General features: G+C 74.3%; 7 protein-coding genes and 1 tRNA gene. All 8 read right to left on the reverse strand.

Features of this window, described 5'->3' with window-relative positions; all coding sequences use genetic code 11:
* Window positions 1-83: 83 nt before the first annotated feature.
* A tRNA-Thr gene (locus CP977_RS16050) sits at window positions 84-160 on the reverse strand.
* An 85-nt stretch (window positions 161-245) separates the two neighbouring features.
* Window positions 246-1,793, reverse strand: coding sequence for an alpha/beta hydrolase (locus tag CP977_RS16055; protein WP_062754229.1), 1,548 nt, complete (start codon window positions 1,791-1,793; stop codon window positions 246-248).
* A gap of 105 nt (window positions 1,794-1,898) precedes the next feature.
* Complete coding sequence (locus CP977_RS16060) at window positions 1,899-3,098, reverse strand: DNA polymerase III subunit delta' (RefSeq protein ID WP_062754226.1); 1,200 nt, start codon at window positions 3,096-3,098, stop codon at window positions 1,899-1,901.
* Window positions 3,099-3,226: 128 nt separating this feature from the next.
* The gene (gene tmk / locus CP977_RS16065) at window positions 3,227-6,799 is read right to left on the reverse strand and encodes a dTMP kinase (RefSeq protein WP_152370337.1); all 3,573 of its coding nucleotides are present in this window, start codon (window positions 6,797-6,799) and stop codon (window positions 3,227-3,229) included.
* A 166-nt stretch (window positions 6,800-6,965) separates the two neighbouring features.
* Window positions 6,966-9,839, reverse strand: coding sequence for a type I DNA topoisomerase (gene topA, locus CP977_RS16070; RefSeq protein WP_152370338.1), 2,874 nt, complete (start codon window positions 9,837-9,839; stop codon window positions 6,966-6,968).
* Window positions 9,840-10,110: 271 nt separating this feature from the next.
* The gene (locus tag CP977_RS16075) at window positions 10,111-10,308 is read right to left on the reverse strand and encodes a hypothetical protein (RefSeq protein ID WP_062754219.1); all 198 of its coding nucleotides are present in this window, start codon (window positions 10,306-10,308) and stop codon (window positions 10,111-10,113) included.
* A gap of 635 nt (window positions 10,309-10,943) precedes the next feature.
* Complete coding sequence (locus CP977_RS16080) at window positions 10,944-12,503, reverse strand: DUF7059 domain-containing protein (RefSeq protein ID WP_152370339.1); 1,560 nt, start codon at window positions 12,501-12,503, stop codon at window positions 10,944-10,946.
* 123 nt (window positions 12,504-12,626) lie between these two features.
* Window positions 12,627-13,307 (reverse strand): hypothetical protein, encoded by a 681-nt coding sequence (locus CP977_RS16085; protein ID WP_062754215.1) that lies wholly within the window; start codon window positions 13,305-13,307, stop codon window positions 12,627-12,629.
* Between the last annotated feature and the right edge of the window lie 104 nt (window positions 13,308-13,411).

Consider the following 13,411-nt stretch of genomic DNA (forward strand, 5'->3'; position numbering starts at 1 on the left):
GTCACACGCGCCCGCTTCGGCTGATTCCCATGGCCAACCAAAAGAGAAAACCCCAGGTCATTGGCCTGACCTGGGGTTCATCATGGAGCCGCCTTCGGGATTCGAACCCGAGACCTACGCATTACGAGTGCGTTGCTCTGGCCAACTGAGCTAAGGCGGCAAGCCGTGCCGTCCCATGGTGGGTGCAGCGGCGTCGCCAAGTCTACACAGTTTCCGGGGGTGGTCCGACCACCCCCGGACAGGGCCTACGAGCAGCGCTTTCCGTCCCGGGGAGGGGTGCCTTCGAGGAGGTAGGTGTTGATCGCCGTGTCGACGCAGTCGCTGCCGCGGCCGTAGGCGGTGTGGCCGTCGCCCTCGTAGGTCAGGAGGGTGCCGGAGGAGAGCTGGGCGGCGAGGGACTCGGCCCACTTGTACGGGGTCGCCGGGTCGCGGGTGGTGCCGACGACCAGGATCGGGGCGGCGCCCTCCGCGGTGATGCGGTGGGGGCGGCCGGTGGCCGGGGAGGGCCAGTAGGTGCAGTTGAGGGCCGCCCAGGCGAGGCCCCGGCCGAAGACCGGGGAGGCCTTCTCGAAGGACGGGACGGCCTTCGCCGCGTCGGCCGGGCCCCGGTAGGCGGCCGGCAGGTCGAGGCAGTTCACGGCGGCGTTCGCGGCCATCAGGTTGGCGTACTCGCCGTCCGGCTCGCGCTCGTAGTAGCTGTCCGCGAGGGCCAGGAGGCCCGCCCCCCGGCCGCCCTTCGCCTGGGCGAGGGCCTCGCGCAGCTGGGGCCAGGCGCCCTCGTCGTACATCGCCGCGATCACGCCCGTGGTGGCGAGGGACTCGCCGAGCTTCCGGCTCTCCCCCGTGGGCAGCGGCTCGGCGTCCACCGCGCGGAAGAACTTCTTCAGCGCCTCGCCGGCCGCCGGGACCGACCCGGTGCCCAGCGGGCAGTCCGGCCTGCCGACGCAGTCGGCGGCGAAGGCCCGGAAGGCGGTCTCGAAGCCGGCGGTCTGGTCGCGGTTGAGGTCGAGCGCGGGGAGCGAGGGGTCCATCGCCCCGTCGAGGACGAGCCGCCCGACCCGGTCCGGGAACAGCTCCGCGTAGGTCGCGCCGAGGAAGGTGCCGTACGACGCCCCCACGTAGCTGAGCCGCTCGTCGCCGAGGACCGCCCGCAGCACGTCCATGTCGCGGGCCGTCTCCACGGTGGAGACGTGCGGCAGGACCTTCCCCGAGCGCTTCGCGCAGCCGGCCGCGAAGTCCTTGAAGGCGGCGCTGAGCGCGTCGGTCTCGGCCGCGTCGTCGGGGGTCTGGTCGACCTGCGTGTACGCGTCCATCTGCGGGCCCGTCAGGCACTCGACCGGCTCGCTGCGGGCGACCCCGCGCGGATCGACCGCCACCATGTCGTACCGGGCGCGGACGGGGGCCGGGTAGCCGATGCCCGCGTACGCCTGGAGGTAGCCGACGGCGGAGCCGCCGGGCCCGCCGGGGTTGACCAGGAGCGAACCGATCCGCTTCCCCGGGCCCGTGGCCCGCACCCGGGAGACCGCCAGCTCGATCTCCTCCCCGTCCGGCTTCGCGTAGTCGAGCGGGGCCCGCAGGGTCGCGCACTGGAAGCCCTCCACCCCGCAGTCGCGCCACTTCAACTTCTGGGCGTAGAACTCCTTCAGCGCCTCGGGCGCGGCGGAGGGCGCCGATCGGCCCTGGGCCGTCCCGCGGGGCGCGGCGGCGTCGCTCCCGCCCGAACAGCCGGAGAGGATCAGCCCGGCCGAGGCGAGGGCCACGGCGGTCGTACGGAGCAAGCGCCTGGAGTCCATCCCCGGAGCGTATCCGGCCCGGTACGGAACGTGTCCAATCGTGTCGGGTCGTGTACGGGACGTGTACGAGCCCCTCTTTCCGGCTCCTCCTTCCCGGGCGCCCCGCTACCGCAGCGCCATCGTCATCGCCTCCACCGCGAGCAGCGGCGCCACGTTCCGGCCGAGGGCCCTGCGGCAGGCGAGGACGGCCTCGATGCGGCGGAGGGTCAGCTCCGGGGCGGTGTCGCGGGCGATCGTCTCCAGGGAGTCCCGCACGTCCTCGTTCGCCAGGGGGGCGCGGGAGCGGAGCTGGAGGGCGAGGACGTCCCGGTAGAAGCCGGTCAGGTCGGTGAGGGCGAGGTCCAGGGTGTCGAGCTGGGTCCGGCGGCCGCGCCGCTTCTGCTTCTCCTCCAGCTCCTTCATCATCCCGGCCGTGCCGCGCGGCATCCGCCCGCCCTGCACGGCCCCGAGCGCCGCCTTCAGCTCCTCGGTCTCCTTGGTGTCGATCTCCTCCGCGACCTGCTTCGCGTCCTCCGCCGCCGTGTCGATCAGCTCCTGGGCGGCCTTGAGGCAGCCGCCGATGTCCGCGACCCGCAGCGGCAGCTTGAGGACGACGGCGCGGCGCGCGCGGGCCCGCTCGTCGGTGGCGAGCCGGCGGGCCCGGCCGATGTTCCCCTGGGCGGCCCGGGCGGCGGCCAGGGCCGTCCCCGGCTCGATGCCGTCGCGCCGCACGAGCACGTCGGCCACGGCCTCCACCGAGGGGGTCCGCAGGCTCAGGTGGCGGCAGCGGGAGCGGATCGTGGGCAGCACGTCGTCCAGGGAGGGGGCGCAGATCAGCCAGACGGTGCGGGGGGCGGGCTCCTCCACGGCCTTCAGGACGCCGTTGCCCGACTTCTCGTTGAGCCGCTCGGCGTCGGTGACCAGGATGACCTGCCAGCGGCCGTTGGCGGGCGCGGTGAAGGACTTGCGGACGGTGTCGCGCATGTCGCGGGCGAGGATCTCCGTACCGACGGCGGAGACCGTCGTGACGTCGGCGTGGGTGCCGACCAGGGTCGTGTGGCAGCCGGTGCAGAACCCGCAGCCCGGCGCCCCGCCGAGCGCGCGGTCGGGGCTCACGCACTGGAGGGCCGCCGCGAAGGCCCGCGCGGCGTCGACCCGGCCGGCCCCCGGCGGGCCGGTGAAGAGCCAGGCGTGGGTCATCTTCGAGGCCTCGGGGGCGGGCCCGCCGGTCTCGTGGGCGGTCACGAACGCGTCGGCGTCGCGCGCCGCGGCGGCGAGCTGCTCCTCGACCTGGCTCTGTCCGACCAGGTCGTCCCATACGGCCATGTCTGCCCCTCCTCAGGTACGCCCTCCATTGTGGGGCAGCCCTCTGACAGCCCCCGCGCGAAGCCCGCCGGCCGGGAACCCGAAGGTCCCCGGCCGGAAGGAGCGGTCAGAGGGGTCGAGCGGCGGCGTCAGCGGCGGCGCCGGGGCTCCTCGTCCTCGTCCTCGTGCGGGCCGAACAGCTCGTCCGCCAGCGTCGGCAGGTCGTCGAGCGGGGTCTCCTCGGCCCAGTCGGAGCGGCGGCGCGGCCGGCCGTCCTCGTCGAGCTGGGGCAGCTCCCGGGTACGGTCGTTCGCCCCGTACGGCTCGTCCTGGGACGCACCACCGGAGCCGGCCGCCCGCTCGTCGCGGAAGAAGTCCTTCGGCAGCCGGTCGGCGGCAGCGGCAGGACGACCGGACGTCCGGGGATCCCGGCCCTCCCGGTCCGCCCGGGGATCCCGTACGGGAGGCAGCACGGCCGTCTCGTCCGCGCCCCGCTCGTCGCGGACCTGCGGAAGCACGGCGGTCTCCGCCTCCGGCCGGGGCTCCCCGTCGAGGCGCACGATCGGCGTGGCCACGGTGACCTCGTCGGGCGAGACGGTCGGGGCGTCCGGCTCGGCGGGACGGGCCCCGTCCGGCTTCACGACCGGCGTCGGCACGGTGACCTCGTTCGCCGACACCTCGGCGGCGCGGGCGGCGCGCTCCGCCGCGGCCCGCGCGGCGGCCTCGGCCTTCTTCCGCTCCGCCCGTTCGGCCGCCTCCGCCGCCTTCGCGCAGGCCTCCCGCTCGGCCGCGGCCTCGGCGTCGGCCGCCGCCCGCTCCGCCGCGGCCTTCTCCCTGGCCGCCTGTTCGCGGGCGGCCCGCTCCCGGGCCTCCTTCGCCTCGGCCGCCCGCTGGGCCGCGGCCTGCTCCGCCGCGGCGCGTTCGGCGGCGGCCCGCTCGGCCGCGGCCTTCGCGGCGGCCTCGGCCGCCAGCCTCTCCGCGGCCGCCTTCGTCGCGGCCTCCTCCGCCGCCTTCGCGGCGGCGGCGGCCTCGGCGGCCCGGCGGGCCTCCTCGGCGCGGAGCAGGGCCTCCTCGGCCTTGCGCTGCTTCTCCTGGCGGAGCGCCTCGGCCTCGGCCCGCAGCCGGGCCTCCTCCTCGGCCTCCTTGCGGAGCCGCTCCTCCTCTTCCTTGCGGGCCTTCTCCTCGGCCGCGAGGCGCTTGCGCTCCTCCTCGGCGGCGCGTTCGGCGGCGATCCGCTCCTCCTCGGCCTTCCGCCGGGCCTCCTCCGCCTGCCGTTCGGCCTCCAGGCGGCGCGCCTCTTCCTCCTCGCGCCGCTTGCGCTCCTCCTCCTCGGCGCGCAGCTTGGCGAGCTGCGCCTGGCGCTCACGCTCCAGGCGCTCCTCCTCGGCCTTGCGGGCGGCCTCTTCCTCGGCCTTGCGCCGCGCCTCCTCCTCGGCCTTGCGGCGGGCCTCCTCGGCGGCCTTCACCTCGGCCTCGGAGAGCGGCAGCATCCGGTCGAGCCGGTGGCGGACGACGGTGGTGACGGCCTCCGGCTCCTGGCCGGCGTCGACGACGAGGTAACGGCTGGGGTCGGCGGCGGCGAGGGCGAGGAAACCGGCCCGTACGCGCGCGTGGAACTCCGGCGGCTCGGACTCCAGCCGGTCGGGCGCCTCGGTGAACCGTTCCCGCGCGGTCTCCGGGGAGACGTCGAGCACGACGGTCAGGTGCGGGACGAGGCCGTCGGTCGCCCAGCGGGAGATGCGGGCGATCTCGGTCGGGGACAGGTCGCGGCCCGCGCCCTGGTAGGCGACGGACGAGTCGATGTACCGGTCGGAGAGGACGATCGCGCCCCGCTCCAGGGCCGGCCGGACCAGGGAGTCGACGTGCTCGGCGCGGTCGGCGGCGTACAGCAGGGCCTCGGCGCGGTTCGAGAGCCCCGCCGACGACACGTCGAGGAGGATCGAGCGGAGCCGCTTGCCGATCGGGGTGGCGCCGGGCTCGCGGGTGACGACGACCTCGTGGCCCTTGGCGCGGATCCAGTCGGCGAGCACCTGGACCTGGGTGGACTTCCCGGCGCCGTCGCCGCCCTCCAGGGCGATGAAGAAGCCGGTCGGGGAGGGCGCCTGGGCCGGGTCGGAGCCGCGCAGCGCGTCGCGCAGGTCGCGCCGGAGCGGGACGCCCGCGCGGTCGTCGGTCTTGGCGAGGACGAGCGCGGCGACCGGGAGCAGCAGGGCTCCGGTGAGGGCGAGCGTGAAGGCGGCGCCGCCGTGCTCCAGGACGGAGCCGCCGGGGGCGAGCCGGTGCGGGCCGATCGCGGCGGCGAGCAGCGGGGCGGCGAGCGCGCCGATGCCCATCGCGAAGCGGGCGGTGGCCTGGAGGTGGTCGGTGGTCCGGGCCCGGCGGGGCTCCTCGGTCTCCTGGTCGATCAGGACGTGGCCGGTGTTGGCGGCGACCCCGGCCGCGTAGCCGGCGAGGACGGAGAGGAGGAGGACGGTCGCCGTGTCCGGGACCAGGCCCGCGGCGATCAGGGCGACCCCGGTGACGGTGATCGCGAGGGCGAGCAGTCGGCGCCGGGACAGGGCGGGGAGCACGGAGCCCGCGGTGCGGATGCCGACGGCGGTGGCGCCGCTGAGGGCCAGGATCAGGAGGGCGTACGTGACGGGGCCGCCGCCCAGGTCGTCCGCGTGGAGCACGGCGACGGACGCGGCCGCGGCGATCGCCCCGGCGACGGTGGCGCAGGCGAGGACGAGGAGGGGCAGGATGCCGGTGCGGCCCTTGCCCGCGTCGACGCCCTTGGTCGCGCCCTTGACCGTGCCGACGCCCTTGCCCGAGTCCGTACCCTTGCCGGCCTTGTCGGCCTTGCCGTCCGCGTCTCCCTTGTCGGCCGTGTCGGCCTTGGCGGTCTTCTTCGCGGACGGTCGGCGCAGGCCCTCCAGGGGCGAGCGGGGCCGGGGCGTCTCCCCGCCCGGCAGCGCCATCGCGTACAGGACGGTGACGGAGGCGGCGAACAGGCCGGCGGCGACGTACGAGGCCAGGGCGGCCTGGTGCAGCGAGAACCAGTCGATCCCGAGGCCCAGCAGCTCGCCGGCCAGGGCGGCGACGAGCAGGACGACGGCGGCGGCCGGGACGGCGAGGAAGCCGGTGCGCTGGGACAGCCGGCGCAGCGCGCCCAGGTGGTCCGGGAGCGGCCGTACGGCGGCGCCCTCCAGGGGCGGGGCGGGCAGCAGCGCGGGCGCGGCGCCCTCGCGGCTGATCGTCCAGAGCCGCTCGGCCGCGCCGGTGACGAAGACGGTGCCGAGCAGGTACCAGAGGGCGCTGCCCGGGGTCCAGTCGATCCACAGGGGCGCGACGACGAGGAGTGCGATCCGCACGCCGTCGGCGCCGATCATGGTCCAGCGCCGGTCGAGCTTCCCGCCGGGCCCGGTGAGGGCGATCAGCGGTCCGAGGAGGACGGCCCCGAAGAGGACGGAGGCGAGCAGGCGTGCGCCGACGACGGCGGCCACGGCGAACGCGGCCCCCCGGTAGCCGCCCCCGAGCGCGTCCTGCGTCACGGCGGCCTGGAAGCCGAGGAGGACGAGGACGAGGAGGGCGAGGGCGTCGCCGGTACTGCCGAGCAGGTGGGCGCTCCACAGCCGGCGCAGCGGCTGGTGGCGCAGGAGGGCGCGTACGGCGCGCTCCCTGGAATCCGCGACGAGGGCGGCGTCGGAATCGCCGAGACGGTCTGGCTGCTCTGCTCGCGTCATCCGTCCACCCTATCCGGACGGCCTTCCTCCCCGCGGCCTCCGCCCGAACATCCGGACGAGGCTGTGACGGAGGGGCGGCGAAGGGGCGCGGGAGGGGCGGCGGAGGGGCGGGGACCTGGGTCCCCGCCCCTCCGCCGCCCCTCTTCGCGGTCGTCCCGGAGGCCGGCTACTCCGCCCGGTCGGCCTTCGAAGCCGGAGCGGACGCCGCAGCCGTCGCCTTCTTGGCCGTCGTCTTCTTGGCCGCCGCGGTCTTCGCCGTCGTGCTCTTGGCCGCCGTCGTCTTCTTCGCGGCCGTCTTCTTCGCCGCCGTCTTCTTGGCGGGGGCGGCCTTCTTCGCGGCGGTCTTCTTCGCCGGGGCCTTCTTGGCGGTCTTCTTCGCCGGTCCCTTGGCCCGCTTCTCGGCGAGCAGCTCGTAGCCGCGCTCGGGCGTGATCGTCTCCACGCTGTCGCCGGTCCGCAGCGTCGCGTTCGTCTCGCCGTCGGTCACGTACGGGCCGAACCGCCCGTCCTTGACGACCACGGGCTTCTCGCTGACCGGGTCGGTGCCCAGCTCCTTCAGCGGCGGCTTGGCCGCGGCCCGCCCCCGCTGCTTCGGCTGCGCGTAGATCGCGAGGGCCTCCTCCAGCGTGATCGTGAAGAGCTGCTCCTCGTCGGTGAGCGACCGCGAGTCCGTGCCCTTCTTCAGGTACGGGCCGTAGCGGCCGTTCTGCGCGGTGATCTCCACGCCCTCGGCGTCCGCGCCGACGACCCGGGGCAGGGACATCAGCTTGAGCGCGTCCTCCAGGGTCACCGTGTCGAGGGACATCGACTTGAAGAGCGAGGCGGTGCGCGGCTTGACCGCGTTCTTGCCGGTCTTCGGGGTGCCCTCGGGCAGGATCTCGGTGACGTACGGGCCGTACCGGCCGTCCTTCGCGACGATCTGGTGGCCGCTGACGGGGTCGGTGCCCAGCTCGAAGTCGCCGCTCGGCTTGGCGAGCAGCTCCTCGGCGAGCTCGACGGTCAGCTCGTCGGGCGCGAGGTCGTCGGGGACGTCGGCGCGCTGGTGGCCCTCGGCGTCCTTCTCGCCGCGCTCGACGTACGGGCCGTAGCGGCCGACGCGGAGCACGATGCCGTTGCCGACGGGGAAGGAGGAGATCTCGCGCGCGTCGATGGCGCCCAGGTCGGTGACGAGCTCCTTGAGACCGTTGAGGTGGTCGCCGTCGCCGTTCCCGGCGTCCGCCGCGCCGCTCCCGCCGGCGATCTCGCCCTCGCCGAAGTAGAAGCGCTTCAGCCACGGCACGGCCTGGGCCTCGCCGCGCGCGATGCGGTCGAGGTCGTCCTCCATGCGGGCGGTGAAGTCGTAGTCGACGAGCCGCCCGAAGTGCTTCTCCAGGAGGTTGACGACGGCGAAGCTCAGGAAGGACGGCACGAGCGCCGTGCCCTTCTTGAAGACGTAGCCGCGGTCGAGGATGGTGCCGATGATCGAGGCGTACGTCGACGGGCGGCCGATCTCGCGCTCTTCCAGCTCCTTGACCAGCGAGGCCTCGGTGTAGCGGGCCGGCGGCTTGGTCGCGTGGCCGTCCGCCGTGATCTCCTCGGCGCCCAGCGCGTCGCCCTCGGCGACCTGCGGCAGGCGCCGCTCGCGGTCGTCGAGCTCGGCGTTCGGGTCGTCGGCCCCCTCCACGTACGCCTTCATGAAGCCGTGGAAGGTGATGGTCTTGCCGGAGGCGCTGAACTCGGCGTCGCGGCCGTCGGAGGACCGGCCGCCGATCCTGACGGTGACCGAGTTCCCGGTCGCGTCCTTCATCTGGGAGGCGACGGTCCGCTTCCAGATCAGCTCGTACAGCTTGAACTGGTCGCCGGTCAGCCCGGTCTCCGCCGGGGTGCGGAAACGATCACCCGAAGGGCGGATCGCCTCGTGCGCCTCCTGCGCGTTCTTGACCTTGCCCGCGTAGACGCGCGGCTTCTCCGGCAGGTAGTCGGCGCCGTACAGGTGCGTGACCTGCGCGCGGGCCGCGGCGACGGCGGTGTCGGAGAGGATCGTGGAGTCCGTACGCATGTAGGTGATGAAGCCGTTCTCGTACAGCTTCTGCGCCACCTGCATGGTCGCCTTCGCGCCGAAGCCCAGCTTGCGGCTCGCCTCCTGCTGGAGGGTCGTGGTCCGGAAGGGGGCGTACGGGGAGCGGCGGTACGGCTTCGACTCGACCGAGCGCACGGAGAACGCCGTGTCGGCGAGCGCGGCGGCCAGCGCCCGCGCGTTCCGCTCGTCCAGGTGGAGGACGTTCGCGGTCTTCAGCTGCCCGTCGGGGCCGAAGTCGCGGCCCTGCGCGACGCGCCGGCCGTCGACCGACGCGAGGCGCGCGACCAGCGAGGACGGGTCGGAGGCGTCACCCTTGCGGCCGGTGGAGAAGGTGCCGGTGAGGTCCCAGTACTCGGCGGAGCGGAAGGCGATGCGCTCGCGCTCGCGCTCGACGACGAGCCGGGTGGCGACGGACTGGACGCGGCCCGCCGACAGCTTCGGCATGACCTTCTTCCACAGGACCGGCGAGACCTCGTAGCCGTAGAGGCGGTCGAGGATGCGGCGGGTCTCCTGGGCGTCGACCATGCGCTGGTTGAGCTCGCGCGGGTTGGCGACGGCGGCCTGGATCGCGTCCTTGGTGATCTCGTGGAAGACCATCCGGTGGACCGGGACCTTGGGCTTCAGGACCTCCTGGAGGTGCCACGCGATGGCCTCGCCCTCGCGGTCCTCATCGGTGGCGAGGTAGAGCTCGTCGGACTCGGCGAGCAGCTCCTTGAGCTTCCTGACCTGCGCCTTCTTCTCGGCGTTGACGACGTAGACGGGCTGGAAGTCGTGCTCGACGTCGACCCCGAGGCGGCGCACCTCGCCGGTGTACTTCTCGGGCACCTCGGCGGCGCCGCTGGGGAGGTCGCGGATGTGCCCGACGCTCGCCTCGACGACGTAGCCGGGGCCGAGGTAGCCCTTGATCGTCTTCGCCTTGGCAGGCGACTCGACGATGACGAGTCGGCGGCCGCCGTGTGCGGTCTCGCTGGTCGGGGACAACTTCGCTCTTCTCTCCGGTTCGGCACTCTCTGGGCACGTACGGGGGCACGTACGGGGCGCGTACGGCATGGGCACGCACGGCAGCGGCACGGACGGTGACGCTCCCGTCGCTGCGGAGTGTGACGGTACAACCCGCCCCCGTGTCAAACGGCGAAAGCCCGCAACGGCCACTCGAACGGTAACCCGAGTCCTGGCATTCCTGCCGCCCGGACTCCCGGACCGGCGGGGCGGGACGCGCGCCGGGGTGCGGCGGCGGAACCGGAGAAGGTGGTCAGAGGCGGCCGAAGCACCAGACGCCGAGGGTGAGGAAGACGGCGCCGGAGAGGCTCGTCAGCGCGACGGCGGCGCGCGGGGGGATCCCGTGGGCGACGGGCTCGCGGTGCAGGGCGCGCACGGTGGTCCACAGCAGCAGCGCGCCTCCGAACAGCGTGAACGCCGCTCCCGCGAAGATCGCCGGCCCGCTCTCCATGCCCGTACCCCGTTCCGTTCACCTGCGGTGTTCGTCTCCCGGAGGGGAGGCTCGCACCCCCGGAAGACGCGGGCGCGAACTCCGGGTGAACGCCGCGGGCCGTCCGGCCGGGTTTCACGAGTGCAGCCGGCGGCACCCTGCCGCCCGCTCCTCCTTCGACCTGCCGCCGCTCCACCTGCCCCCTCTCCTGTCGCCCATGTCACCCCTCTTTCCGGACGTCGTTTTCCTCACGTCACGTCGAGCGTGGCCCGGCGGGCGCGGGCAGGCCGAGGACGAGCGCGGCGGAGTCCGGTGCCGGGGCGAGGGCGGGACGGCGCCGAGGGTGCCGTCCACGCAGGAGGCGGAAGCTGCGAGGGCGGCTTTTCCGATGGGTTGGAGAAGATCGTCGGCGACACCCGGTTCACTGCCCGGGCAGGCGAAGAAGGAAACCTGAAGGAGCGGTCCCACCAGCAGAGTTCCGACGAACACCGGCGGGTGGCCCGGTCGGGCAGCGCCCGGTGGGAGAGCGCTCCGCCGACGGCCACGAGCCGGGCGGCGAGGAGGAAACGGAACAGGTGGACGGCGGGGGTCGCGCGGGCGAGCGGGACGGGGCCCGGTCCGGTTCGAGCCGTGTCACCCGCCCGACCTGATCCGTATCAAGCGCCCTCCCCCGAAGCCCCTCCGTCGACGGGCAGCAGGAAGCCCTCCTCCACGAGGAGCCGGATCGCCTGCGGGGTGCGGTCGCGCAGCAGGACCGGGTCCTCGCCCATCAGCTGCCCGATGGCGTCGAGGATGCGGCCCGCGCTGAGGGTGCCGTCGCAGACGCCGGCGAACCCGGCGCCGACGTGGTCGACCCGGGTCGCGCGGCGCATGCCCCGGTTCTGCCGGAGCACGACGTGCTCCGGGTCCTCGGCGCCGGGCAGGCCGACCTGCTCCTGGACCACCTCGGGCGCGAGGACGAACCGGTCGGCGAGGAGGGCCGCGTCGTCGTGGGTCCGCAGGTAGTCCTGGCGCTCGAAGTGGGCGAGGACGGTGGGGCCGAGGGGCTGTTCGACCGGGTGCGGCCACTCCTCGATCACGATCGAGGGCTCGACCGCGCCGGAGGCCACCGCTCCGTTCCGCCGGATCGTGATCCAGCCGAAGCCGACCGCGCGCGTCTTGCGGGCCTCGAACTCGTCCAGCCAACGGGCGTACGCGGCCCGGTAGGCGGCCGGGTCGCCCCGGTGGTCGCCGCTGTCCCGCAGCCACAACTCGGTGTACTGGGTGACGTCCTGGACCTCCCGCTGCACGATCCAGGCGTCGCAGCCGCGCGGCACCCAGGACCGCAGCCGCTCCTGCCACTCCTCGCCGTCCACGTGCTGCCAGTTGGCGAGGAACTGGGCGTACCCGCCGTCGTTCAGCCGCTCGCCCGCCTGCTGCACGAGCGTGCGGCACAGGTCGTCGCCGCCCATCCCGCCGTCCCGGTAGGTGAGTCCGGCGCCGGGGGAGATCACGAACGGCGGGTTGGAGACGATCAGGTCGTACGTGTCGTCCCCGACCGGCTCGAAGAGCGAGCCGGTGACCAGCTCGGCCTCCGGGACCCCGGAGAGGGCGAGGGTGAGCCGGGTGAAGTCCAGGGCGCGCGGGTTGAGGTCGGTGGCGGTGACCCGGGTGGCGTGCCGGGCGGCGTGCAGGGCCTGGATGCCGGAGCCGGTGCCGAGGTCGAGCGCGGCGGAGACCGGCGTGCGGACGGTGATGCCGGCGAGGGTGGTGGAGGCGCCGCCGACGCCGAGGACGACCGCTGCCCCTGCCTGGCGGCCTTTCTTCCCGACGCCGCCCGCACCGCCGACGGCGCAGCCCAGGTCGGAGACGATGAACCAGTCCTCGCCGTCGGGCCCGCCGTACGGCCGGACGTCGACGGTGGCGCGCACGGTGTCGTCCTCGCGGAGCACCCAGCCGTCGGCGACGGCCTCGTCCAGCGGGAGCGCGGCGGCGGCCCGCGCGTGCTCGACGGGCTCCTGGAGCAGGAAGAGCCGGACGAGGGTCTCCAGCGGACCGTCGCCGCCGGTGGCACGCAGGGCGGGCACGGTCTCGCTGCGGGCGAGCGCCGCGTAGGCGGGGGCGCCGAGCAGGTCGAGCAGGCCGTCGGCGGTGAAGTCGGCGGCGAGCAGCGCCTCGCGCAGACGGGCGGCGTGCGCGGGCACCGGGAGGCGGGGAGTCAGGCTGGTCGTACTCACCGCTCCATTGTGACGGCCACCACCGACATCGGCGGCCACCGACATCGGCAGCCACCGGCATCGGCCACCGCCCGCACCGACCGCCACCGGGGCGGCCGCCCCGGAGCAGGAGCGCCGGGCGCCCTACTCCTCGCTCTTGGTGGCCGTCGCCGCCCCGCCCGGCTTCGCCGACGCACCCCGGGAGGGCTCGGTGGCGCCGCCCGCGTCCGCGGTGGAGCCGGCGCCCGGGGAGGCGGAGCCCGAGGGCTTCGGCGGGGTCGAGACGGTGGGCTTCTGGCAGCCGGGCTGCTTGGCCATCGCCTTGCCGAGGTCGCCCTCCTCCAGCTTGGCGAGGGCCTGCTGGTCCATCTTCTCGATCTTGGTCAGCCCGTTGGCGACGTTCTGGAGGCCGTCCGCGAACTTCTGCTGGTTCGACGGGTCGAGCGCGTCGACCTGCTTCTTCAGCCCCTCGTAGGCCACCGCGGTCTCGTTGAGCTCCTTGACCGCGTCCTGCTTGATCTTCTCGCCGTTCTCCACGGGCGGGGCGCCGGCGCTCTCGACGGCCTTGGCGAGGGCGCGGTCGGCGTCGGCGATGTCCTGGAACGCCTTCGAGTCCGCGGCCTGGATCTCGGCGGGCTTGCTGTCGGCCGCCGTCGAGATGATGATCTGGTGGGCGTCGGCGCGCTTCTGGATCTGGGGCTTGGCCTGGTCGCAGAACGTCTTCGCCCAGTCGTCCACCTTGTTGCCCTCGTCGCCGCTGCAACCCGACAGCGCGAGCACCAGTACCGCGCCGCCGGACAGTGCGGCCGCAAGCTTCTTGTTCAACGGTTCGGTCCCTTCCAAGGCTCTCGGCCCCGGAACATACACGCCGAACGGGCTACTTCCACCTTTCGTACGACTGGTTCCTCCCGTATTGAAGCCTTTTGAAC

The sequence above is a fragment of the Streptomyces cinereoruber genome (genome assembly GCF_009299385.1).
In the GTDB taxonomy this organism is placed as follows: domain Bacteria; phylum Actinomycetota; class Actinomycetes; order Streptomycetales; family Streptomycetaceae; genus Streptomyces; species Streptomyces bikiniensis.